Source organism: Streptomyces sp. NPDC006552, assembly GCF_040611655.1.
Lineage (GTDB): Bacteria > Actinomycetota > Actinomycetes > Streptomycetales > Streptomycetaceae > Streptomyces.
Map to the genome: position 1 here is coordinate 204383 of NZ_JBEXOS010000001.1, position 18310 is coordinate 222692.

21 protein-coding genes are annotated in these 18310 nt (G+C 71.8%); 11 read left to right on the top strand and 10 right to left on the bottom strand.

The window, feature by feature from the left end; genetic code table 11:
* Nucleotides 1-19: 19 nt before the first annotated feature.
* Entirely contained in the window at nucleotides 20-934 is a 915-nt protein-coding gene (locus ABZY33_RS00870; protein ID WP_356489260.1) for a helix-turn-helix transcriptional regulator, read from the bottom strand.
* Between the two features lie 118 nt (nucleotides 935-1052).
* On the opposite strand from ABZY33_RS00870, the gene ABZY33_RS00875 reads away from it, so the two are divergent.
* Both ABZY33_RS00875 and ABZY33_RS00880 read left to right on the top strand, forming a co-directional pair.
* On the top strand, nucleotides 1053-2096 hold the full coding sequence (locus ABZY33_RS00875) for an NAD(P)-dependent alcohol dehydrogenase (protein ID WP_356489261.1): 1044 nt from the start codon (nucleotides 1053-1055) through the stop codon (nucleotides 2094-2096).
* A gap of 104 nt (nucleotides 2097-2200) precedes the next feature.
* On the top strand, nucleotides 2201-2554 hold the full coding sequence (locus tag ABZY33_RS00880; protein WP_356489262.1) for a DUF1330 domain-containing protein: 354 nt from the start codon (nucleotides 2201-2203) through the stop codon (nucleotides 2552-2554).
* A gap of 11 nt (nucleotides 2555-2565) precedes the next feature.
* Here the strand turns inward: ABZY33_RS00880 and ABZY33_RS00885 are convergent, their stop codons facing one another.
* Nucleotides 2566-2943, bottom strand: coding sequence for an ATP-binding protein (locus ABZY33_RS00885; protein WP_356489263.1), 378 nt, complete (start codon nucleotides 2941-2943; stop codon nucleotides 2566-2568).
* Nucleotides 2944-3069: 126 nt separating this feature from the next.
* On the opposite strand from ABZY33_RS00885, the gene ABZY33_RS00890 reads away from it, so the two are divergent.
* Together ABZY33_RS00890 and ABZY33_RS00895 are read left to right on the top strand one after the other, a co-directional pair.
* The gene (locus ABZY33_RS00890; protein ID WP_356489264.1) at nucleotides 3070-3933 is read left to right on the top strand and encodes a helix-turn-helix transcriptional regulator; all 864 of its coding nucleotides are present in this window, start codon (nucleotides 3070-3072) and stop codon (nucleotides 3931-3933) included.
* Nucleotides 3905-4183: a DUF397 domain-containing protein gene (locus ABZY33_RS00895; protein WP_356489265.1), complete on the top strand. Its 279-nt coding sequence runs from the start codon at nucleotides 3905-3907 to the stop codon at nucleotides 4181-4183. Before ABZY33_RS00890 ends, ABZY33_RS00895 begins: the two co-directional genes overlap by 29 nt.
* Nucleotides 4184-4207: 24 nt before the next feature.
* Here the strand turns inward: ABZY33_RS00895 and ABZY33_RS00900 are convergent, their stop codons facing one another.
* Together ABZY33_RS00900 and ABZY33_RS00905 are read right to left on the bottom strand one after the other, a co-directional pair.
* Nucleotides 4208-4813: a DUF4291 domain-containing protein gene (locus ABZY33_RS00900; RefSeq protein ID WP_356489266.1), complete on the bottom strand. Its 606-nt coding sequence runs from the start codon at nucleotides 4811-4813 to the stop codon at nucleotides 4208-4210.
* A gap of 68 nt (nucleotides 4814-4881) precedes the next feature.
* Nucleotides 4882-5982 (bottom strand): hypothetical protein, encoded by a 1101-nt coding sequence (locus ABZY33_RS00905; RefSeq protein ID WP_356489267.1) that lies wholly within the window; start codon nucleotides 5980-5982, stop codon nucleotides 4882-4884.
* A gap of 57 nt (nucleotides 5983-6039) precedes the next feature.
* On the opposite strand from ABZY33_RS00905, the gene ABZY33_RS00910 reads away from it, so the two are divergent.
* Nucleotides 6040-7212 (top strand): cystathionine gamma-synthase, encoded by a 1173-nt coding sequence (locus ABZY33_RS00910; protein WP_356489268.1) that lies wholly within the window; start codon nucleotides 6040-6042, stop codon nucleotides 7210-7212.
* 24 nt (nucleotides 7213-7236) lie between these two features.
* Here ABZY33_RS00910 and ABZY33_RS00915 read toward each other — a convergent pair whose 3' ends face one another.
* The 3 genes from ABZY33_RS00915 to ABZY33_RS00925 all read right to left on the bottom strand — a co-directional run bounded on the left by ABZY33_RS00915 (nucleotide 7237) and on the right by ABZY33_RS00925 (nucleotide 8539).
* A complete protein-coding gene (locus ABZY33_RS00915; protein ID WP_356489269.1) occupies nucleotides 7237-7491 on the bottom strand; it encodes a hypothetical protein in 255 nt (84 codons plus the stop codon).
* Nucleotides 7488-7970: a sigma factor-like helix-turn-helix DNA-binding protein gene (locus ABZY33_RS00920; RefSeq protein ID WP_356489270.1), complete on the bottom strand. Its 483-nt coding sequence runs from the start codon at nucleotides 7968-7970 to the stop codon at nucleotides 7488-7490. The genes ABZY33_RS00915 and ABZY33_RS00920 overlap by 4 nt, the downstream gene beginning before the upstream one ends.
* A gap of 80 nt (nucleotides 7971-8050) precedes the next feature.
* Nucleotides 8051-8539, bottom strand: coding sequence for a MarR family transcriptional regulator (locus ABZY33_RS00925; protein ID WP_356489349.1), 489 nt, complete (start codon nucleotides 8537-8539; stop codon nucleotides 8051-8053).
* Nucleotides 8540-8714: 175 nt separating this feature from the next.
* Between ABZY33_RS00925 and ilvA the strand changes: the two genes are divergently transcribed.
* The 3 genes from ilvA (at nucleotide 8715) to ABZY33_RS00940 (ending at nucleotide 11982) form a co-directional block, all read left to right on the top strand.
* On the top strand, nucleotides 8715-9956 hold the full coding sequence (ilvA, locus tag ABZY33_RS00930) for a threonine ammonia-lyase (protein WP_356489271.1): 1242 nt from the start codon (nucleotides 8715-8717) through the stop codon (nucleotides 9954-9956).
* Between the two features lie 179 nt (nucleotides 9957-10135).
* Nucleotides 10136-11128, top strand: a complete 993-nt coding sequence (locus ABZY33_RS00935; protein WP_356489272.1) for an ATP-binding cassette domain-containing protein — start codon at nucleotides 10136-10138, stop codon at nucleotides 11126-11128.
* A complete protein-coding gene (locus tag ABZY33_RS00940; protein ID WP_356489273.1) occupies nucleotides 11125-11982 on the top strand; it encodes an ABC transporter permease in 858 nt (285 codons plus the stop codon). The genes ABZY33_RS00935 and ABZY33_RS00940 overlap by 4 nt, the downstream gene beginning before the upstream one ends.
* Before the next feature lie 91 nt (nucleotides 11983-12073).
* On the opposite strand, the gene greA is transcribed toward ABZY33_RS00940, so the two are convergent.
* Together greA and ABZY33_RS00950 are read right to left on the bottom strand one after the other, a co-directional pair.
* Nucleotides 12074-12571 (bottom strand): transcription elongation factor GreA, encoded by a 498-nt coding sequence (gene greA, locus ABZY33_RS00945; RefSeq protein ID WP_356489274.1) that lies wholly within the window; start codon nucleotides 12569-12571, stop codon nucleotides 12074-12076.
* A gap of 192 nt (nucleotides 12572-12763) precedes the next feature.
* Nucleotides 12764-13165, bottom strand: a complete 402-nt coding sequence (locus ABZY33_RS00950; protein ID WP_356489275.1) for a DUF4307 domain-containing protein — start codon at nucleotides 13163-13165, stop codon at nucleotides 12764-12766.
* 129 nt (nucleotides 13166-13294) lie between these two features.
* Between ABZY33_RS00950 and mca the strand changes: the two genes are divergently transcribed.
* The 3 genes from mca (at nucleotide 13295) to ABZY33_RS00965 (ending at nucleotide 15075) form a co-directional block, all read left to right on the top strand.
* Entirely contained in the window at nucleotides 13295-14176 is an 882-nt protein-coding gene (gene mca, locus ABZY33_RS00955) for a mycothiol conjugate amidase Mca (protein WP_356489276.1), read from the top strand.
* Nucleotides 14169-14408 (top strand): hypothetical protein, encoded by a 240-nt coding sequence (locus ABZY33_RS00960; protein WP_356489277.1) that lies wholly within the window; start codon nucleotides 14169-14171, stop codon nucleotides 14406-14408. The genes mca and ABZY33_RS00960 overlap by 8 nt, the downstream gene beginning before the upstream one ends.
* Before the next feature lie 82 nt (nucleotides 14409-14490).
* Nucleotides 14491-15075, top strand: coding sequence for a dihydrofolate reductase (locus ABZY33_RS00965; protein WP_356489278.1), 585 nt, complete (start codon nucleotides 14491-14493; stop codon nucleotides 15073-15075).
* A 22-nt stretch (nucleotides 15076-15097) separates the two neighbouring features.
* Here ABZY33_RS00965 and ABZY33_RS00970 read toward each other — a convergent pair whose 3' ends face one another.
* On the bottom strand, nucleotides 15098-18307 hold the full coding sequence (locus tag ABZY33_RS00970) for a tetratricopeptide repeat protein (RefSeq protein ID WP_356489279.1): 3210 nt from the start codon (nucleotides 18305-18307) through the stop codon (nucleotides 15098-15100).
* Nucleotides 18308-18310 lie beyond the last annotated feature (3 nt).

Genomic DNA, 18310 nt, shown 5'->3' on the forward strand with positions numbered 1-18310 from the left:
GGGGCTGGTCTCCGCGCCCCTAGCGGGGCGTTTGTGTGCCCGCTCGGGTGGCGTCCGCCCCCCAGCTCGCCAGCAGGCGGAGCGCCTCCGCCGAGGGGGAGCCCGGCTCCGCGTGGTACACGGACAGGAACTGGCCGTCGTCGTCCGGCAGATGCAGCGTCTCGTAGGCGAGGGTCAGCTCACCGACCAGCGGATGCCGCATCCGCTTCACCCCGTGCCCCTTCTCCTTCACGTCGTGCGTGGCCCACAGCGTGCGGAACTCCTCGCTCTTGACGGAGAGTTCACCCACCAGCGCCGACAGCTCGGGGTCGTCCGGGTGCTGGCCCGCGTAGAGGCGCAGATAGCTGACCATGTCGGACGCCTTCTGCTCCCAGTCCCGGAACAGCTCGCGGTAGTCGGGGTTCAGGAAGGTCAGCCGGGCCCAGTTCCGCTCGCCGGCCGGCATCGCCCCCCAGTCGCCGAAGAGCGCCGCCGCCATCCGGTTCCAGGCGAGGATGTCCGAGCGGGCGCCGCCGATGTACGCGGGCACGCCCTCCATCGAGTCGACGAGGTGCTGGAGCGCCACCCGGGGCTGCTGCCGCTTCGGCGCCCGGTACCTGCGGCGCTGCGGCCGAGGCTTGGCGAGGTGGGTCAGATGCGCGTGCTCCGTCTCGCTGAGCCGCAGGGCGCGCGCGATCGCGTCGAGCACCTCCGCCGACACATTGCGCCCGTTGCCCTGCTCCAGGCGGGTGTAGTACGCCACCGAGACCCCGGCCAGCTGCGCCAGCTCCTCGCGCCGCAGCCCCGGCACCCGCCGGTGCCGGCCGATGGACGCGATCCCCACGTCCTCGGGCTTCAGCCGGGCCCGCCGGGTGCGCAGGAACTCGCTCAGCTCGGCCCGCTGGTCGAGACCGTCGGCCGGGCCGTGCCCGCGGTGGTCCGGATTGTCGTCCATGCTTGCCAGTATTCCCGGTCCTACGCCCATGAGCCTGCCCCCGTCAGTAGTAGGACCGCTGGACGTACGCAAAGCGGTGACCTGGGCGAACATGCGGATGGCAGGCACGCTGGAGACCATGACCACGACTGTTGCCGCATACGCCGCGCCCAGCGCCAAGGCTCCGCTGGAGCGCACCACCATCGAGCGCCGCACGGTCGGCGAGCACGACGTACTGATCGACATCAAGTTCGCCGGCATCTGCCACTCCGACATCCACCAGGCCCGCGAGGGCTGGGGCGAGGCCATCTTCCCGATGGTCCCGGGCCACGAGATCGCCGGTGTCGTCGCCGAGGTCGGCTCGGGCGTCACCAAGTTCAAGGTCGGCGACCGGGTCGGCGTCGGCTGCATGGTCGACTCCTGCGGCGAGTGCGAGCCCTGCCGCAACGGCCAGGAGCAGCACTGTGTCCGGGGGAACGTCGGCACGTACAACTCCGTCGGCAAGGACGGCGAGCCCACCTACGGCGGCTACTCGCAGAAGGTCGTCGTCGACGAGGGCTTCACCCTGCGCATCCCCGACGGCATCTCCCTCGACGTGGCGGCCCCGCTGCTCTGCGCCGGCATCACCACGTACTCCCCGCTCAAGCACTGGGGCGCGGGCCCCGGCAAGAAGGTCGCGGTCGTCGGTCTCGGCGGCCTCGGCCACATGGGCGTCAAGATCGCGCACGCGCTCGGCGCGGAGGTCACCGTCCTCTCGCAGTCGCTGCGCAAGAAGGACGACGGCCTGAAGCTGGGCGCGGACCACTACTACGCCACCAGCGACGAGCAGACCTTCAAGGACCTGGCGGGCACCTTCGACGTCATCCTCTCCACGGTGTCGGCGCAGGTCGACTTCGGCGCGTACCTGAGCCTGCTCAAGACGGGCGGCGCCCTGGTGAACGTCGGCGCCCCCGAGGAGCCGATCTCGCTCAACCTCTTCTCCCTCATCGGCGGCAACAAGACCCTCGCCGGTTCGATGATCGGCGGCATCGCCGAGACCCAGGAGATGCTGGACTTCTGCGCCGCGCACGGCCTGGGCGCGGAGATCGAGCTGATCGAGGCCAGCCAGGTCAACGAGGCGTACGAGCGCGTCCTCAACTCGGACGTGCGCTACCGCTTCGTGATCGACGCGGCCACGATCTGAGCCGTTCGGTCCCACCCCCGTTACCTCAGCGGTAATCGACGCCCTCCCCGGGCTCCGGCAGGATCCACGTATCCACCCCGCCGGACCCCGAGGAGGGCTCGCTCATGAGTGCCTACGCCATCGCCGTACTGCGCCCCACGGCCCCCGTCCACCCCGACGTCCTCCAGTACATCGAGCGCGTCCAGGGAACCTTCGCCCCCTACGGCGGCCGCTTCCTCTCCCATGGCAAGCCCAGCGAGTACGTGGAGGGCGAGCGCCTCGGCGACCTCGTCATCGCGGAGTTCCCGGACCTGGCCCACGCCCACGCCTGGTACGCGTCCCCCGCCTACCAGGAGATTCTGCCGCTGCGCACCGCCCACATCCCCGGCGAGATGGTCTTCGTGGAGGGCGTCCCAGTGGAGTACGACGCGAGTCTCACGGCGTCGGCCATGCGGGAGGCCCTCCGGGCCGGGCAGTAGGGAGACGCGTTTCACGGGGACTCTTCCGCGGGCAGCTCGCACCACACTGTCTTGCCGCGTTCGCCCTGCTCCACGCCCCAGCGCAGCGCGAGCGCCCCGATGAGCGTCAGGCCCCGGCCGCACTCGTCCGTCAGCGTCGCGTGCAGCAGGACGGGCAGCGCCCGCGGGTCGGGATCGGTGACCTCTACGCGGGTGCGGTCGTCCCCGGTCGCGTAGACCCGTACGGAGACGGGGGTGCCCTCGCCGAGATGGTCGACGACGTTGGTCACCAACTCGGTGGCACAGAGCCGCACTTCGTAGCGGTGGGCCCGTAGCCGCTGCCGGATCTCCGGGACGGATCTCGCGGTGGCGAGCAGGTCGAGGTCGAGGGCGGCGGGATGATCGGTCACGGACGGGTCACCTTCCTGAGCGCACTGTGACGATTCGCTCACACTGTGACGCCGGGCTCCCTACGGTGAGAAGCGTTTCCCGTACGCAGCATGGGCTGCGGAAGCGGCCCCCTCTGGCGGTGAGCGATGGCACGACGCAAGGACATCGACGGCTCGATGAGCGTCCCGACCTTCTACGGCAAGGAGTTGAGGTGGAAGAGGGAGGCGGCCGGGCTCTCCCTGGAGGAGTTGGTCGCGGGCAGCTTCTACGGAAAGTCCCACCTCAGCGATATTGAACGCGGCGAGCGCCGCATGCCGTTTGAGCTGGCGCAGCATGTGGATCGAGTACTGGGCACGGATGGGTTCTTCGCGCGGTGTTGTGAGGATGTGGGCAAGGCCCGGCGGGGCCCGCACGCGGCGTACTTCCAGCAGGTGCTGGAGGCCGAGCGGCATGCGGAGACCATCGAGGAGTGGTGTCCCAGCACCATCCCCGGCCTGCTACAGCTGGCTCCCTATGCGCGGGCACAGGTACGGGCGGCCCATCCCATGGCCGACGACGCCTGGGTTGAGGAGAAGGTCACGGCCCGTCTCTCCCGCGCCCGTCTGTTCGACGACAACCACGATGTCCCGGAGTACTGGACCGTCCTGCACGAGTCATTGCTGACGGATCCGGTCGTCCCACTGCCCGCCATGGCCGCCCAGCTCGACCACGTCGCGGGCTTGGCGGACCGCCATCGGATCGTTCCGCAGATCGTTCTGCGGAAGAGCGGGCCGTATCCTCTCACGACCGCACCCATCAAGGTCATGGTCTTCCCGGACGCTCCGCCGCTCATCTATGCGGAGGCTTCGTACAGCGGCACGACCATCGACGATCCTGCCCTCGTGAAGCAGTATCGCAAGGCATACGATCGGCTCAGGGCCGTCGCACTGGCACCGGACGTGTCCCTGGCCATGATCAAGGCAGCAGCAGAGGGATACCGAAATGGCGAGCGGCCGGACCGACTTGAGTGACGCGCTCTGGGTCAGGAGCAGTTACAGCAACGGCAGCGGCGGTGAATGCGTGGAGGTCGCCCGCGACTTTCCCAGCGCCGCCAGCTGGCGCAAGTCCACTTACAGCAACGGCGACGGAGGCGACTGCGTAGAGGTCGCCGACGGCCTGGGCGTCGTCCCGGTCCGTGACAGCAAGAACCCCGCCGGGCCCGTCCTCGTGGTCACCGGCACCGCCTGGTCCGCGTTCATCGCCGGGGTGCGCGCGCACTGAACCGGGGCCAACGCCCCCCGGGCGTCACGCAGTCGCTGCCGCCAGGTGTGCCGTCAACCGCTCGTGCCCCGGATAGACCCGTTCCGCCGGAAGGAGCCGGCCCGCGGCAACCTCGTCACCCCGCGCCACGAGTTCCCGTACCTCACGGGCGAGCGGCGTGACATCCGTGACGGAGACCAGCCACTCATCGGCGTACCGCCGCACCGCCTCGCCGGCCAGCCCGAGCTGGAGCGAGCGGTGGGGCAGCGGCCGAAGCCGCAGGTCCCGCTCCGGGTCCCACTGCACCCGCGCCGGCGCCTGCCGCAACTCCCGCTTCCAGGCGGCCTGATCGCCATGCACCCCGCGCTCGTAACCCGACAGGCACGCGTGCCGCACCGCCCACTCGAACCCGCCCCGGTCGATCTCCACGGCGAGCACGACCTCCTGCCCGTCCTTCATGCCCCAGCCGCAGCGGTACATCATCCACAGGAACGACGGCTTGATCCACGTCATCCGGTCCCGCTTCCACCCGGCCGGAAACCGCCCGTCGCGCGCGGCCGGCAGCCCGATCTGCGGCGGGTACGCCTGGTAGACGGTGACGGTGGACTCCGTGTACCGGGCGCGGATCTCATGCTGGGGTGTCACGTTCATGCCGCCAGGGTGAGCGCCCGCGCCGGGGCACCGCCACCGATATAACCCGGGCCCGACCGAACCGCGGCTCAGTGCCGCAAGCTCGCCGGGCTCCCCCCATTCGCCTCGTACCCCGCGACCGCCAGCGCCCGGTACACCGCGTACGACCCCGCCGGGTCCTCCTCCGCCGTCCACGGGATCGCCCCCACATGGCCGTCGACGTGGACCAGTTGCCGCATCGCCTCGGCCCAGCGTTCGGCGCGGACCAGGAAGAAGACCAGCAGATGGCGGACGTGGGCGAGCATCGGGTCGTCGGGGCGGGCCGCGGAGACCGCGAAGAGGGCGCCGTGCAGGGCCTTGGCGACGACCTCGCTCTCGTAGAAGCCGCGCACCAGATTCAGGTCGGGCATGTGCTCGTACAGCGCGAAGAGGGGGAGCGCGGCGAGCAGCGAACCGCGCGGGGCGCGCGCCGCCGCGGCCTCCGCGAACGCGAACGCCTCCTCGCGCGAGCCGTGCCACTTCTCCGTCCAGTAGCGCAGCCCCGCCAGATGCGCCCCCATGTGCCCGGGCGCCGTGTCCAGGATCTTCAGCCACAGCTGCTCGAACTCGGGCCGGGAGTAACCGAGCCCGCGCGCCACCGCCAGGTGCGTGATGTGCGGGACGGGGTCGCCGGGCGCGAGCAGCGCGGCCTGCTCGCAGGCGCCCCGCGCCTCCTCCAGGATGATCCGCTGCTCGTCCGGCGTCCCGCCCTGGCGCCACGCCTGCTGTACCAGGAACTCCGCGAAGACCTGCGCCCCGCCCGCGTCCTTGGGCCGCTGCGCCCGCCACGCGTGCAGCCACCCGGCGCCGAGCCGCGGCGTCTGCGCCAGCTCGATGGCGGCGGCCCCGGCGATCGCCTGGACCCGCTCCCACCTGGTCTCGGTCTCCCGGCCGGTACCGGCGAGCAGCTGGGCGGCGGCCGTGAAGTCCTGGTTGCGCTGGACGACCGCCATCACGTCCAGGAGGTCCTGGTCGGGGCCGGGGAGGCGCACGTCCAGCTCCTCCTGCCGCACGAAGCCGTACTCCGCCGGGTCCGCCGCGTCGGGCGAGCCCGGAGCGACCTGCCGGATCCCGCCACCGCCGCCGCGCCGCCGCAGCATCACCACCCAGGCGATCATCAGCACGGCCATCAGGACCCAGAGAATTCCCATACCCACAAAGCTAACCGAGGCCGCTCCACCGCCGCGGCGGCACTACTCTCGGGGCACATGAGCGACACGCACAGCCACACCAGCACCCCCCGCGGGTTCGAGACGACCGCCATCCACGCCGGAAATACGGCCGACCCGGCCACCGGCGCCGTCGTCCCGCCGATCTACCAGGTCTCCACGTACAAGCAGGACGGCGTCGGCGGCCTGCGCGGCGGCTACGAGTACAGCCGCAGCGCCAACCCGACCCGTACCGCCCTGGAGGAGAACCTCGCCGCGCTCGAAGGCGGCCGGCGCGGCCTCGCCTTCGCCTCCGGCCTCGCCGCCGAGGACTGCCTGCTGCGCGCCCTGCTCGCCCCCGGCGACCACGTGGTCATCCCGAACGACGCCTACGGCGGCACGTTCCGCCTCTTCGACAAGGTCGTCTCGCGGTGGGGCGTCAACTGGTCCGTCGCCGATACGAGTGATGTCGACGCCGTGCGCGCCGCGCTCACCCCGCAGACCAAGGCCGTCTGGGTCGAGACCCCCTCGAACCCGCTGCTCGGCATCACCGACATCGCCGCCGTCGCCCAGGTGGCCCGCGAGGCCGGCGCCCGGCTCGTCGTCGACAACACCTTCGCCAGCCCCTACCTCCAGCAGCCCCTCGCGCTCGGCGCGGACGTCGTCGTCCACTCGATGACCAAGTACATGGGTGGTCACTCGGACGTGGTCGGCGGCGCGCTGATCGTCGACGACCAGGCGCTCGCCGACGAGCTGGCCTACCACCAGAACGCGATGGGCGCCGTCTGCGGGCCCTTCGACGCCTGGCTGGTCCTGCGCGGCATCAAGACGCTGCCCGTGCGCATGGACCGGCACAGCGAGAACGCCACCCGCGTCGCCGAGATGCTCGGCCGCCACCCCCGCGTCACCAAGGTCCTCTACCCGGGCCTGCCCGAGCACCCCGGGCACGAGATCGCCGCGAAGCAGATGAAGGCGTTCGGCGGCATGGTCTCCTTCCGCGTCGCGGGCGGCGAGGAAGCCGCGGTCGAGGTCTGCAACCGCGCGCAGCTGTTCACGCTCGGTGAGTCGCTGGGCGGCGTCGAGTCGCTCATCGAGCACCCGGGCCGCATGACGCACGCGTCCGTGGCCGGTTCGGACCTGGAGGTCCCCGCCGACCTCGTCCGCCTCTCGGTGGGCATCGAATCGGCCGACGACCTGCTGGCCGACCTCCAGCAGGCGCTCGGCGACAAGTAGGCCCGCCGGTCCGCGCGGCGCCGGTCACCAACCGGTCAGTGGGGGAGTCGTCTGTGTGGGCGGCTCCGCCCACGGCCGCGCCACCGTCGCCCAGACCACGAACACCGCCACCACCACGCAGAGCACGAGCCACCCGGCGCGGCGCGCGAGCCGCCGGCGCCGCAGCGCCCGGCCGCCCCTGCGCACCGCCGCGGCGCCCATCCCGGTGGGGACCACCGGCGGCGGCGCGGCGCCGAGCACCACACGCACCGTCGCCTCCTGCCGCTCCCGAAGGCTCATACCGGCGCCGCCCCGGGCAGCCGCGCGGCGGGCGCGGGGCCGCGCGGCGGATGCAGGACGAGCGCCATCGCCCGCGCCTGCACCGTCCGTACGCGCTCCAGAGGCAGCCCGAGCACCGCCGCCACCTGTTCCTCGCCGACGCCCTCGAACAGCCGCAGCACCAGCACCAGCCGCTCCTGCGGCGTCAGCCGCCCCAGCGCCCCGCCGCGCCCGCGCTGCCGGCGCCACGCCCCGCGCGCGAAGCGGACGCCTAGTTCCGTGCGGGCGCAGTCGTAGGGATCCTCACCCCGAAGACGGTCCCAGGAGACGTACGTACGGGCGAGCGCGGCCGTGAGCAGCTTCTGCGCGCGCGGGTTGTCGTCGTGCGGCTCGGCGGTGAGCAGTGTCGCGGCATGCAGCAGCCGCCCTGCCGCGCCCGCGACGAACGCCTCGAACTCCCGGGCCCGGCGGGCGTCCCTCGACGCCTGCCGCTCGCGCACGCTTCATCTGAGGCCCGCCGCGGCCCCCCGGTCAAGAGGCGGGAGCCGCGGCGGTTGCGACAGGGTCGCGGCGGGCGGCCTCAGGAGTCGGCGGAGGGCGCCGCCTGGCCCGACTGACGGGCGGACAGGGCGCTGTTGAAGCGCGTCAGGAGCGCGCAGAACTGCTCGCGCTCCTGCGGCTCCCACTCCTGCGTCAACTGGGCCATCAGCTCCCGCCGCGAGGAGCGCACCTCGTCGAGACGGGCCAGACCCCGCGGCGACAGCTGGAGCACGACGGCCCGGCCGTCCTCCGGGTGCGAGGTCCGCTTGACGAGGCCCGTGTCGACGAGCGGGGCGACCTGGCGCGTCACCGTCGAGGAGTCGATCCCCATGCTCGACGCGAGCGCCTTGACGCCCATCGGGCCTTCCTTGTCGAGGCGGTTGAGCAGCAGATACGCGGCACGGTCCATCGAATTGCGCACCTGCCCGACCCCGCCGAGCCGGGTCTGTTCGGCGCGGCGGGCGAAGACCGCCACCTCGTGCTGGAGCGTTTCGAGGAGGCCGGTGTCGCCGGCGGTCGTCATGTCCATCATTTCCTGTGGTGTGGGCATGGCCGGGGGCTCACTTCATGCGTGGGTGGTGGATTGCACTGGATTGGGGCACAGGGTACGCGGCGAACGCGCCGACCGTACCTGCGCTGCGCAATCCGGTCTCGGAGCGTGAACATCCCGGGAGACGTCCGCCGTGAGCTGCGAGACTTCGGTCATGAGCAACAGCGCCTCCGACTCCGTGCCGCACCCTCTGCCCGCCGTGACCCTCGACGACGTCCGCGGCGCCCAGAAGATGCTCTCCGGGGTGGCGCGGATCACGGCCCTCGCCCACAGCCACCACCTCTCCCAGCTCACCGGCACTCCGGTCCACCTGAAGTGCGAGAACCTCCAGCGGACCGGCTCCTTCAAGCTGCGCGGCGCCTACGTGCGCATCGCCGGGCTGCTGCCCGAGGAGCGGGCCGCCGGGGTGGTCGCCGCGAGCGCCGGCAACCACGCGCAGGGCGTCGCCCTCGCCTCCTCGCTCCTCGGCGTGCGCGCCACGGTCTTCATGCCGGTCGGCGCGCCCCTGCCGAAGGTCGCCGCGACCCGGGACTACGGCGCCGAGGTGCGCCTGCACGGCCAGGTCGTCGACGAGACACTGGCCGCGGCGCAGGAGTACGCGCGCGAGACCGGCGCCGTCTTCATCCACCCCTTCGACCACCCGGACGTCGTCGCGGGCCAGGGCACCCTCGGCCTGGAGATCCTGGAGCAGTGCCCGGAGGTGCGCACCATCCTGGTGGGCGTCGGCGGCGGCGGTCTCGCGGCCGGCATCGCCGTCGCGGTCAAGGCGCTCCGCCCCGACGTGCGGGTGATCGGCGTCCAGGCGCAGGGCGCGGCGGCCTACCCGCCCTCCCTCCAGGCGGGCCGCCCCGTCTCCTTCCCGAACCCGGCGACCATGGCCGACGGCATCAAGGTGGGCCGCCCCGGCGACGTCCCCTTCGGCCTCGTGCGCACCCTGGTCGACGACGTCCGCACGGTGTCGGAGGACGCCCTCGCGAGCGCGCTGCTGCTCTGCCTGGAGCGGGCCAAGCTGGTCGTGGAGCCGGCGGGAGCCAGCCCCGTCGCGGCGCTGCTGAGCGAGCCCGGAGCCTTCGAGGGCCCGGTGGTCGCCCTGCTCTCCGGCGGCAACGTGGACCCGCTTCTGATGCAGCGCGTCCTCACCCACGGCATGGCCGCCGCGGGCCGCTACCTCTCCCTGCGGCTGCGCCTGACCGACCGCCCCGGCGCCCTCGCCTCGATCCTTCGGGTCCTGTCCGCGGCGGACGCCAACGTCCTGGACGTGGGCCACGTCCGGACCGATCCGCGGCTGGGGCTCACGGAGGTGGAGGTGGAACTGCACCTGGAGACCAAGGGGCCCGCCCACTGCGCCGAGGTCCGCACCGCGCTGCGCGAGGCCGGCTACACCGTCATCGACTGACAAGGCGCCGCCGGTGACCGGCCGGCTGAAGCTGCTGCGGAAAAGCGGTTGAGCAGACGCGATACATCGCGATACGGTGTGTCCCACGTCACCCGTTCGCCGGGCAGGGCTGTCCCGGTGTCACTAAAATTTCCGCACATAACCGCATAGGCACCACCCGCCAACCCATGGGGGAACCAATGCCAGGCGCCATCCACGCCGAAGGGCTCGTGAAGACCTTCGGCGATGTACGGGCTCTGGACGGGGTCGATCTGGACGTACCAGAAGGCACCGTCCTCGGTCTGCTCGGACCGAACGGAGCGGGCAAGACCACGGCGGTGCGCTGCCTGACGACCCTGCTCACGCCGGACAGCGGCAGAGCGGTCGTCGCAGGCATCGACGTACTGAAGCATCCGAACGAGGTACGGCGCTCGATCGGGCTCTCCGGCCAGTTCGCCGCCGTCGACGAGTACCTGACGGGCCGCGAGAACCTGCAGATGGTCGGCCAGCTCTACCAGATGAGGGCCAAGGAGGCGAAGGCGCGGGCGGCGGAGCTGCTGGAGCGGTTCCACCTCGTGGACGCCGCCGACCGCCCCTCCAAGACCTACTCCGGGGGTATGCGCCGCCGCCTCGACCTCGCGGCCGCGCTCGTCGTCTCGCCCCCGGTCATGTTCATGGACGAGCCGACCACCGGCCTCGACCCGCGCAACCGGCAGCAGCTGTGGGAGGTCATCCAGGAGCTGGTGGCCGGCGGCACGACGCTGCTGCTGACCACGCAGTACCTGGAGGAGGCCGACCACCTCGCGCACGACATCTGCGTCGTCGACCACGGCCGCGTCATCGCGCGCGGTACCTCCGACCAGCTCAAGGCGCAGACCGGCGGCGAGCGCGTCGAGCTCGTCGTGCACGAGCGCGAGCACATCGACGGCGCCCGCCAGGTCCTCGCCGGGTTCGGCAAGGGCGAGACCACCGTCGAGCAGCACACCCGCAAGCTGACCGTCCCGGTGACCGGCGGCGCCAAGCTGCTCGCCGAGGTGATCCGCGAGCTCGACGCCCGCGGCATCGAGCTCGACGACATCGGCCTGCGCCGGCCGACCCTGGACGACGTGTTCATCTCCCTCACCGGCCACCTGGCCGAAGCGGCGCCAGGCGGCGCGGGGGAGCCCGAGCAGGCCGAGGAGGCCCGTACATGAGCGCCGTCACCGACTCCGTACGCGCCCCACGTGCGGCGGGCGGCATCGGGCAGTCCGTCCGGGACTCCCTGGTCATCGCCCGCAGGAACCTGATCCGGATGACCCGGATCCCCGAGATGCTGCTGTTCGGCGTGATCCAGCCGGTGATGTTCGTCGTGCTGTTCACGTACGTCTTCGGCGGCTCGATCGCCATCCCGGGCGCCGGGGTCAGCGCCGGCGCCTACAAGGAATTCCTGATGGCCGGCATCTTCGCCCAGACCGTCACCTTCGCCACGGCCGGCGCGGGCGCGGGCATCGCCGACGACATGCACAAGGGGCTCATCGACCGGTTCCGCTCCCTGCCCATGGCCCGCGGCGCCGTCCTGACCGGCCGCACCCTCGCGGACCTCGTGCAGACCGCTGTGACGCTGGCCGTCCTCGCCGCCGTGGCCCTGCTCGTCGGCTGGCGCACGCACGAGAACATCGGCAAGGTCCTCGGCGGCTTCGCCCTGCTGTTGCTGCTCGGCTACGCGTTCACCTGGATCGGCGCCCTGATCGGCCTGAGCGTGCGCACCCCGGAGGCGGCGACCTCGGGCGGCCTGATCTGGCTCTTCCCGCTGACGTTCATCTCGAACGCGTTCGTCCCGGTCAACGGCATGCCGAAGTTCCTCCAGTACGTGGCGGAGTGGAACCCCTTCAGCGCCACGGTGGCGGCCGCCCGCGAACTGTTCGGCAACACGATCGCCGGCGTCCCGAAGTCGGTGACCGGCGCCTGGCCGATGGAGCACCCGGTCTGGGCCACGCTGATCTGGTCGGTGCTGATCATCCTGGTCTTCCGCACCCTGGCGGTCCGCAAGTACCGCAAGGCGGCCTGACTCCCGGCCGTCGAGCGCCCCGGGACACGGGAAAGGCCCCCGGAGCCGGCACAGCGGCTCCGGGGGCCTCGCCCGTCGTTCAGCTCGGGCGTCAGCCGTTGTAGGGCTCCGCCGTGAGGACCTTGACCGAGGCGAGCTTGCCGTTCGGCAGCTCGTACTGGGCGTCCTCGCCGACCTTCTTGCCGTTCACGCCCATGCCCAGCGGCGACTGCGGCGAGTACGTCTCGATGTCGGAGCTGGCGTACTCGCGGGAGGCGAGCAGGAAGCTCATGGTGTCGTCCTCGTCGCCGTCGAAAGCGATCGTGACGACCATGCCGGGCGCGACGACGCCGCTGGCGGCGGGCGCCTCTCCGACCTTGGCCTTCTCCAGGAGCTGGGTCAGCTGGCGGATGCGGAGCTCCTGCTTGCCCTGCTCCTCCTTGGCCGCGTGGTACCCGCCGTTCTCCCGCAGGTCCCCCTCCTCGCGCGCCGCAGCGATCTTCTGCGTGACTTCCTCGCGCGCGGGACCCGACAGGTACGCCAGCTCGTCCTTGAGCTTGGTGTACGCCTCCTGCGTCAGCCAGGTGACGTCTTCGCTGGTCTGGGTCACAGGTCGCTCCTCGTAGGTACTGGGAAATACAAAGCTGGGAATACAAAGCAACGCCCTACCCAGAAGGATGTTCCCTCACGGGTGGGCGAAACCACGAGCCTAACAATTCAGCGGTCGAAGGGGGAGGACATACGGCACCAGTTTTCCGTCGGCGCAGGTCACCGCCGAGGTTCCGGCCCACAAGGCGCGCGGTCAGCCGGCGTGGCAGCCCACCAGCTCCGCGGTCGTGCCCCGGCCCGTCGTGCGTAGCGTGACGATCTTGTCGATCCGCTTCTCGTGCTGGTCGAAGCGGAAGTCGGCGCGGCCCACCTCGGCGCCGTCCTCGCTCTGCGAGCGCACCGTGCAGTAGCCGCTCGTCCCGGCGTCCTTGCGGATCTCCAGGTGGACCTTGACGTTGTCCGCGTAGGGCTTGAAGGCGATGACCTCGCCGCTGAACTTGTTGCCCACGACGTAGTACCAGCCGAACCAGCACATCATCGCGGCGAACAGGGCGCCCAGGACGATCGCGGCGATCTTCAGCTTGCGGTCCGCGCGGGCGTCGGCCGAGCGCGATGATCCGTAGCGGCCCTCGGGCAGCTGCTGCACGGCGCTCATCGGCCAGTTCCTCTCACATCGCCCGCCGGGGGCGGGCACCGGAATTTTCCGCCCCCCGGTTCGGTCACTATAGAAGCGCCCACTGCGCCGCATCACATCAGGGCGCCCTATTTCACCGAGGATCTTGTCTTGACTGAGCAGCTGCGACTCATGGCCGTTCACGCCCACCCCGACGACGAGTCGTCGAAGGGCGCGGCCACCATGGCCAAGTACGTGTCCGAGGGGGTGGACGTGCACGTCGTGACCTGCACGGGAGGCGAGCGCGGCTCCATCCTTAACCCCAAGCTCCAGGGCGACACCTACATCGAGGAGCACATCCACGAGGTACGCAGGAAGGAGATGGAGGAGGCCCGCGAGATCCTCGGCGTGAAGCAGGACTGGCTGGGCTTCGTCGACTCCGGGCTGCCCGAGGGTGACCCGTTGCCGCCGCTGCCCGAGGGCTGCTTCGCCCTGGAGGACGTGGACGAGGCGGCCGGCCGCCTGGTGCGCCAGATCCGCTCCTTCCGTCCCCAGGTCATCACGACCTACGACGAGAACGGCGGCTATCCGCACCCCGACCACATCATGACCCACAAGATCACGATGGTGGCCTTCGACGGCGCGGCCGACGCGGAGAAGTACCCGGAGGCCGAGTTCGGCCCGGTCTTCCAGCCGAGCAAGCTCTACTACAACCAGGGCTTCAACCGCGTCCGCACCGAGGCCCTGCACCACGCCCTGATCGAGCGGGGCCTGGAGTCGCCGTACGCGGACTGGCTCAAGCGCTTCGACGAGTCCGGCCGGCCCGAGCGGACGCTGACCACGCACGTGCCCTGCGCCGACTTCTTCGAGATCCGGGACAAGGCGCTGATCGCGCACGCCACGCAGATCGACCCGGACGGCGGCTGGTTCCGCGTCCCGATGGAGATCCAGAAGGAGGTCTGGCCCACCGAGGAGTACGAGCTGGCGAAGTCCCTCGTCGCCACCTCCCTCCCCGAGGACGACCTCTTCGCGGGCGTCCGTCACAATGCCTGATGTGACATCGAATCTGGCAATGACCCATCTCGTCCCGCTTGCCGCGCAAGAGGTCGACGAGAACAAGGTGACTCCGGGCGTGCTCGGCTTCATCGTCTTCGCGGTGATGGCCCTCGCCGTCTGGGGCCTGATGAAGTCGATGAACCGGCACATGCGCAAGGTCGACTTCAAGGAGAAGCCGGGCGCCGAGCCCGTCGGCGCCGACGCCGCCCAGGCGTCCGAGCGCTCCTAGCGCTCCCGGCGCCCTCAGCGCCCTCGGAGGGGCCGTCAGCGTGCCCGCGATGAGTTTCGCGGGCGCGCCAGGTCGTATGGGTATGAGCCCTGTACTGATGCACGCGGTCGTCTCCGTGGACGGTTACATCGCCGACGCCCAGGACCAGGTCGGACCGCTGTTCGACTGGTACGGCAACGGCGACACGCCGCTCGGCGACGGCGGCGGTTTCCGGATCTCGAAAGCCTCCGCCGCCTACACCCAGCCCATGTGGGACAGCCTCGGCGTGACGATCATGGGTCGACGCCTGTTCGACCTGACCAACGGCTGGGACGCGAAGCCACCGGCCGGCGAGCACGTCGTGGTGGTCTCGCACCGGCCCCGGCCCGCCGGCTGGCACCCCGAGGCAGACCACTACCACTTCGCCGCGGACGTGCCCGAGGCCGTCGCCCGCGCCAAGGAACTGGCGGGCGAGCGGTCCGTGGCGATCACCGCCGGCGACATCGGCGGCCAGGCCTTCGCGCTCGGCCTGGTCGACATCGTCGCCATGGACGTCGCCCCGGTCTTCTTCGGCTCCGGCCGGCGCTACTTCGGCCCCGCCGACGGACAGCGCCTCCTCGAAGACCCGCACGTGGTGATCCAGGGCGACCGGGTGCTGCACCTCCAGTACCGCGTGCGCACGGCATAGGACCCGGCGGGCAGACCCCGGCTCACGGGCGCGCCGCGCCCGCCGGCACCCCCATCACATCCCGGGCGTGCCGGTTCGGCACCATGCCGAGACGCCACGCCTGCCAGCCCGCGTCCAGCTCCACCCCGCGCTCCAGGAGCAGCTGGAACGCGCCGATGAAATCGTCGAGCTTGCCGTCCCGGGCAGGATCGGCGGCCCGGGCGAGCTGGGCCAGCTCCTCCTGCGCGACCGCCGTGCCGACCTCACTGCCGCCCGGCGAGGCGTAGGGGAGCAGAGTGCAGCGCAAGAACGCCGCCCAGTCCTCGCCCCGCCGGTCACCGTAGGACGCGAACAGCGCCGCCGCCTCCTCGCACAGCGCCATCGCCTGTGGCAGGCGCGCGTTGCCCGCGTCGACGACGGCCAGCTCCAGACAGGTCCACGCCTCACCGTGCGCGACCCCGATGCGCTGGAAGTCGGCGCGCGCGTCGACCAGGAGCTGACGGGCGAACCCGGAATTGCGCAACGACCCGGTCTGCGCCGCCCGCTGGTCCCGGGTGACCCGCGCCGAGTGGTGCCGGGCGCACGCCAGGCCGTACACGTCACGCATCCGCGAGAACATCGTGCGCGAGCGCTCCAGCTCGCGCACCGCCTGGTCCAGGTGGCCCGACTCCTCCAGGGCCTGGCCCAGGTAGTAGTACGTCCAGGCCTCCCCGCGCGCGTCCTCGTTCTCCCGGTGGCGGGAGACCGCCTGACGCAACCCGTCGACCGCGGCCGCCGCCTCGCCGTCCACCAGCCGGACCCGCGCCAGCTGCGTCAGCGCCCACGCCTCACCACGGCTGTCCCGGGTGCGGCCGTACAGATCGAGGGCGGCACGCAGCTCGGCGTCGGCGCGCGGCAGATCGCCCATGCGCAGCCGCAACTGCCCGAGCTGGAAGTGGGCCCACGCCTCGCCGTGCAGCGACTCGTGCTCCCGGTGCAGCGCCAGCGCGTCCGTCAGCAGGACCAAGGACTCCTGGACATGGGCGCGGTCCCGCTCGACCGCCGCGAGCGCGTGCAGCGTCCAGCCGCGGTCGCCCTGCGTCTGCGGTGTCGTCTGCAACGCGAGCGCCTCACGCAACTTGGCCGCCGCGTCGCCGAGTTGCCCCTGATGGTGCAGGGTGATGCCGAGGGAGCACAGCGCCCGCGCCTCACCCGCCTGATGGTGGGCCTCGCGGTACAGGTCGACCACCGACGTCAGCGTCGTACGCGCCTTGTCCAGCTCGCCGAGCTGCCGGGCCGCGATACCGGTACGCCACTGCACCGAGCGCACCAGCAGCCCCTGGTCGATCGCCTGCGTCAGCTCGCTGATCTCACCCAGGCGGTACAGGTCGCCGCGGAGCAGGCAGTAGTCGCAGAGCGCGCCCAGCAGACCGAGCACCGCCTCCTGGTTGACGTCCTCCGCGTGCCGCAGCGCCGCCGTGATGAAACTGGACTCGTCGTCCAGCCAGCGCAGCGCCGCATCCAGCGAGGTGAACCCGTGCGGACCCGGCTGCCCGGCCCGCGTCGACATGTTCCCGTCGACCAGCCGGATCACCGAGTCGGCCAGCTCCGCGTAGTTCTGGATGAGCCGCTCCTGCGCCGCCGCGCGCTCGGCCGGCTCCTCCTCGTCCGCGAGCCGGGCCGCCGCGAACGTACGGACCAGATCGTGCAACCGGTAACGGCTGCCGCGGACGTGGTCGATCAGGCCCGCGCGGGACAGGGCCGTCAGCTGACGGACCGCCTCCGCCTCATCGGTGGCCAGCAGCGCCGCCGCGGCCGCCGCGCCCAGGGAGGCCCGCCCGGCGAGCGCGAGGCGGCGCAGCAGCCGGCGAGCCGGATCGGACTGGTCGGTGTAGCGCAGCCACAGCACCCGCTCGACCGCCTCCACCGGCCCGTACGCGCGCAAGTCCGCCGCCAGCTGACGCGTCGTGCGCGGGCCGAGCGCCGACCCGGCGATCCGCAGGGCCAGCGGCAGCCCGCCGCACAACTCCCGCACCTCGTCGCTGGACGCGGCGTCATAGGGATCACCCGTCTCCTGCGCGGCCTGCCGCAGCAACTCCTCCGCGCCCGCCGCGTCCAGCGCCTCCACCGGCAGCTGATGGACCCAGGCCGGCACCGCCCCACCGAGGTCGAGCGGCTTGCGCGCGGTGACGACCACCAGGCTGTCGGACCGCTCGGGGATCAGCGTGCGCACCTGCTCCGCGTCCTGCGCGTCGTCCAGGACGATCGTCACCGGCAACCCGGTCAGATGCTGGTGGTACAACTCGCTCAACCGCTTGACCTGCTGGTCCGGCACCGAACGCTCCCGGAACAGCAACTGCTCGCGCGGCGCGCCCAGCCGGTTCAGCAGATGCAGCAGCGCGTCCCGCGTCGACAGCGGCGCCGCGTCCGCCCGGTCCCCGCGCAGATCCACCACACACGCCCCGCGGAACTGGTCCCGCAGCTCGTGCGCGGCCCGCACCGCCAGCGTCGTACGACCCGAACCCGGCGCCCCGTGCAGCACCACCACCGTCGGCCGCGTCTCGGTACTGGCCCGCGCCGCGTGCACCCACTGCGCGATCCGCGCCATGGCCGTCCGCCGGCCCGCGAACGGCCCGTCGGGCACCGGCAGTTGACCGAAGGACTGCTCCAGCACGCTGCGCCGCCGCGCCGCCGCGCTCTTGTCGGTACGCCGCGCGCCCGGCCCGGCCGTCTTCTTCGTCGTGCCCGTACTGGCCGCGAGGACGCGCTGCTGGTCCAGGAACGGCCGGATGCCGCGGACGTCCAGCGCGGTCAGCCACTGCAACCGCAGCTGCTCGGGGCCGCCCGGCTGGTTCAGGGCGCCCGCGCTGCGGCTCGCCGCCGGCAGGTGCGACGCGGTCACCTTCGCTACGGTGGCGGCCGCGCCGAGCACGGCGACGGCGGCGCCCGCGCCCACCGCCACCCCGCTGCCCGCGCCCAGCGCCAGGTCGGCCACGACCGCGGTGACGGCCCCGACCCCCGCGACCATCAGCGGCGTGGACCCGCCCTCCTTGGCGAACCGCTCCCCGAACGTCAGCCGCCCCACCGCCGACTCGTCCAGCGCCCGGGTGTACGCCGCGTACTCCTCGGCGGCGGTCTGCGCCATGGCATCGAGCGCACCCTTCGCCCGCGCCAGCAGCACGCCCCCGTCCGTCCGCCCGCCCGAACGCCTGACCTCTTCCTCGACGGCCCGGGCCAACAGCCGCTCGGCCTCCGCCCGATGGCTGTCCCGCATCTT

Coding starts and splice junctions, on each gene's coding strand:
- ABZY33_RS00870 (WP_356489260.1), bottom strand. CDS start 934: ATGGACGACAATCCGGACCACCGCGGGCACGGCCCGGCCGACGGTCTC.
- ABZY33_RS00875 (WP_356489261.1), top strand. CDS start 1,053: ATGACCACGACTGTTGCCGCATACGCCGCGCCCAGCGCCAAGGCTCCG.
- ABZY33_RS00880 (WP_356489262.1), top strand. CDS start 2,201: ATGAGTGCCTACGCCATCGCCGTACTGCGCCCCACGGCCCCCGTCCAC.
- ABZY33_RS00890 (WP_356489264.1), top strand. CDS start 3,070: ATGGCACGACGCAAGGACATCGACGGCTCGATGAGCGTCCCGACCTTC.
- ABZY33_RS00895 (WP_356489265.1), top strand. CDS start 3,905: ATGGCGAGCGGCCGGACCGACTTGAGTGACGCGCTCTGGGTCAGGAGC.
- ABZY33_RS00900 (WP_356489266.1), bottom strand. CDS start 4,813: ATGAACGTGACACCCCAGCATGAGATCCGCGCCCGGTACACGGAGTCC.
- ABZY33_RS00905 (WP_356489267.1), bottom strand. CDS start 5,982: ATGGGAATTCTCTGGGTCCTGATGGCCGTGCTGATGATCGCCTGGGTG.
- ABZY33_RS00910 (WP_356489268.1), top strand. CDS start 6,040: ATGAGCGACACGCACAGCCACACCAGCACCCCCCGCGGGTTCGAGACG.
- ABZY33_RS00915 (WP_356489269.1), bottom strand. CDS start 7,491: ATGAGCCTTCGGGAGCGGCAGGAGGCGACGGTGCGTGTGGTGCTCGGC.
- ABZY33_RS00925 (WP_356489349.1), bottom strand. CDS start 8,539: ATGGACATGACGACCGCCGGCGACACCGGCCTCCTCGAAACGCTCCAG.
- ilvA (WP_356489271.1), top strand. CDS start 8,715: ATGAGCAACAGCGCCTCCGACTCCGTGCCGCACCCTCTGCCCGCCGTG.
- ABZY33_RS00935 (WP_356489272.1), top strand. CDS start 10,136: ATGCCAGGCGCCATCCACGCCGAAGGGCTCGTGAAGACCTTCGGCGAT.
- ABZY33_RS00940 (WP_356489273.1), top strand. CDS start 11,125: ATGAGCGCCGTCACCGACTCCGTACGCGCCCCACGTGCGGCGGGCGGC.
- ABZY33_RS00950 (WP_356489275.1), bottom strand. CDS start 13,165: ATGAGCGCCGTGCAGCAGCTGCCCGAGGGCCGCTACGGATCATCGCGC.
- ABZY33_RS00960 (WP_356489277.1), top strand. CDS start 14,169: ATGCCTGATGTGACATCGAATCTGGCAATGACCCATCTCGTCCCGCTT.
- ABZY33_RS00965 (WP_356489278.1), top strand. CDS start 14,491: ATGAGCCCTGTACTGATGCACGCGGTCGTCTCCGTGGACGGTTACATC.
- ABZY33_RS00970 (WP_356489279.1), bottom strand. CDS start 18,307: ATGCGGGACAGCCATCGGGCGGAGGCCGAGCGGCTGTTGGCCCGGGCC.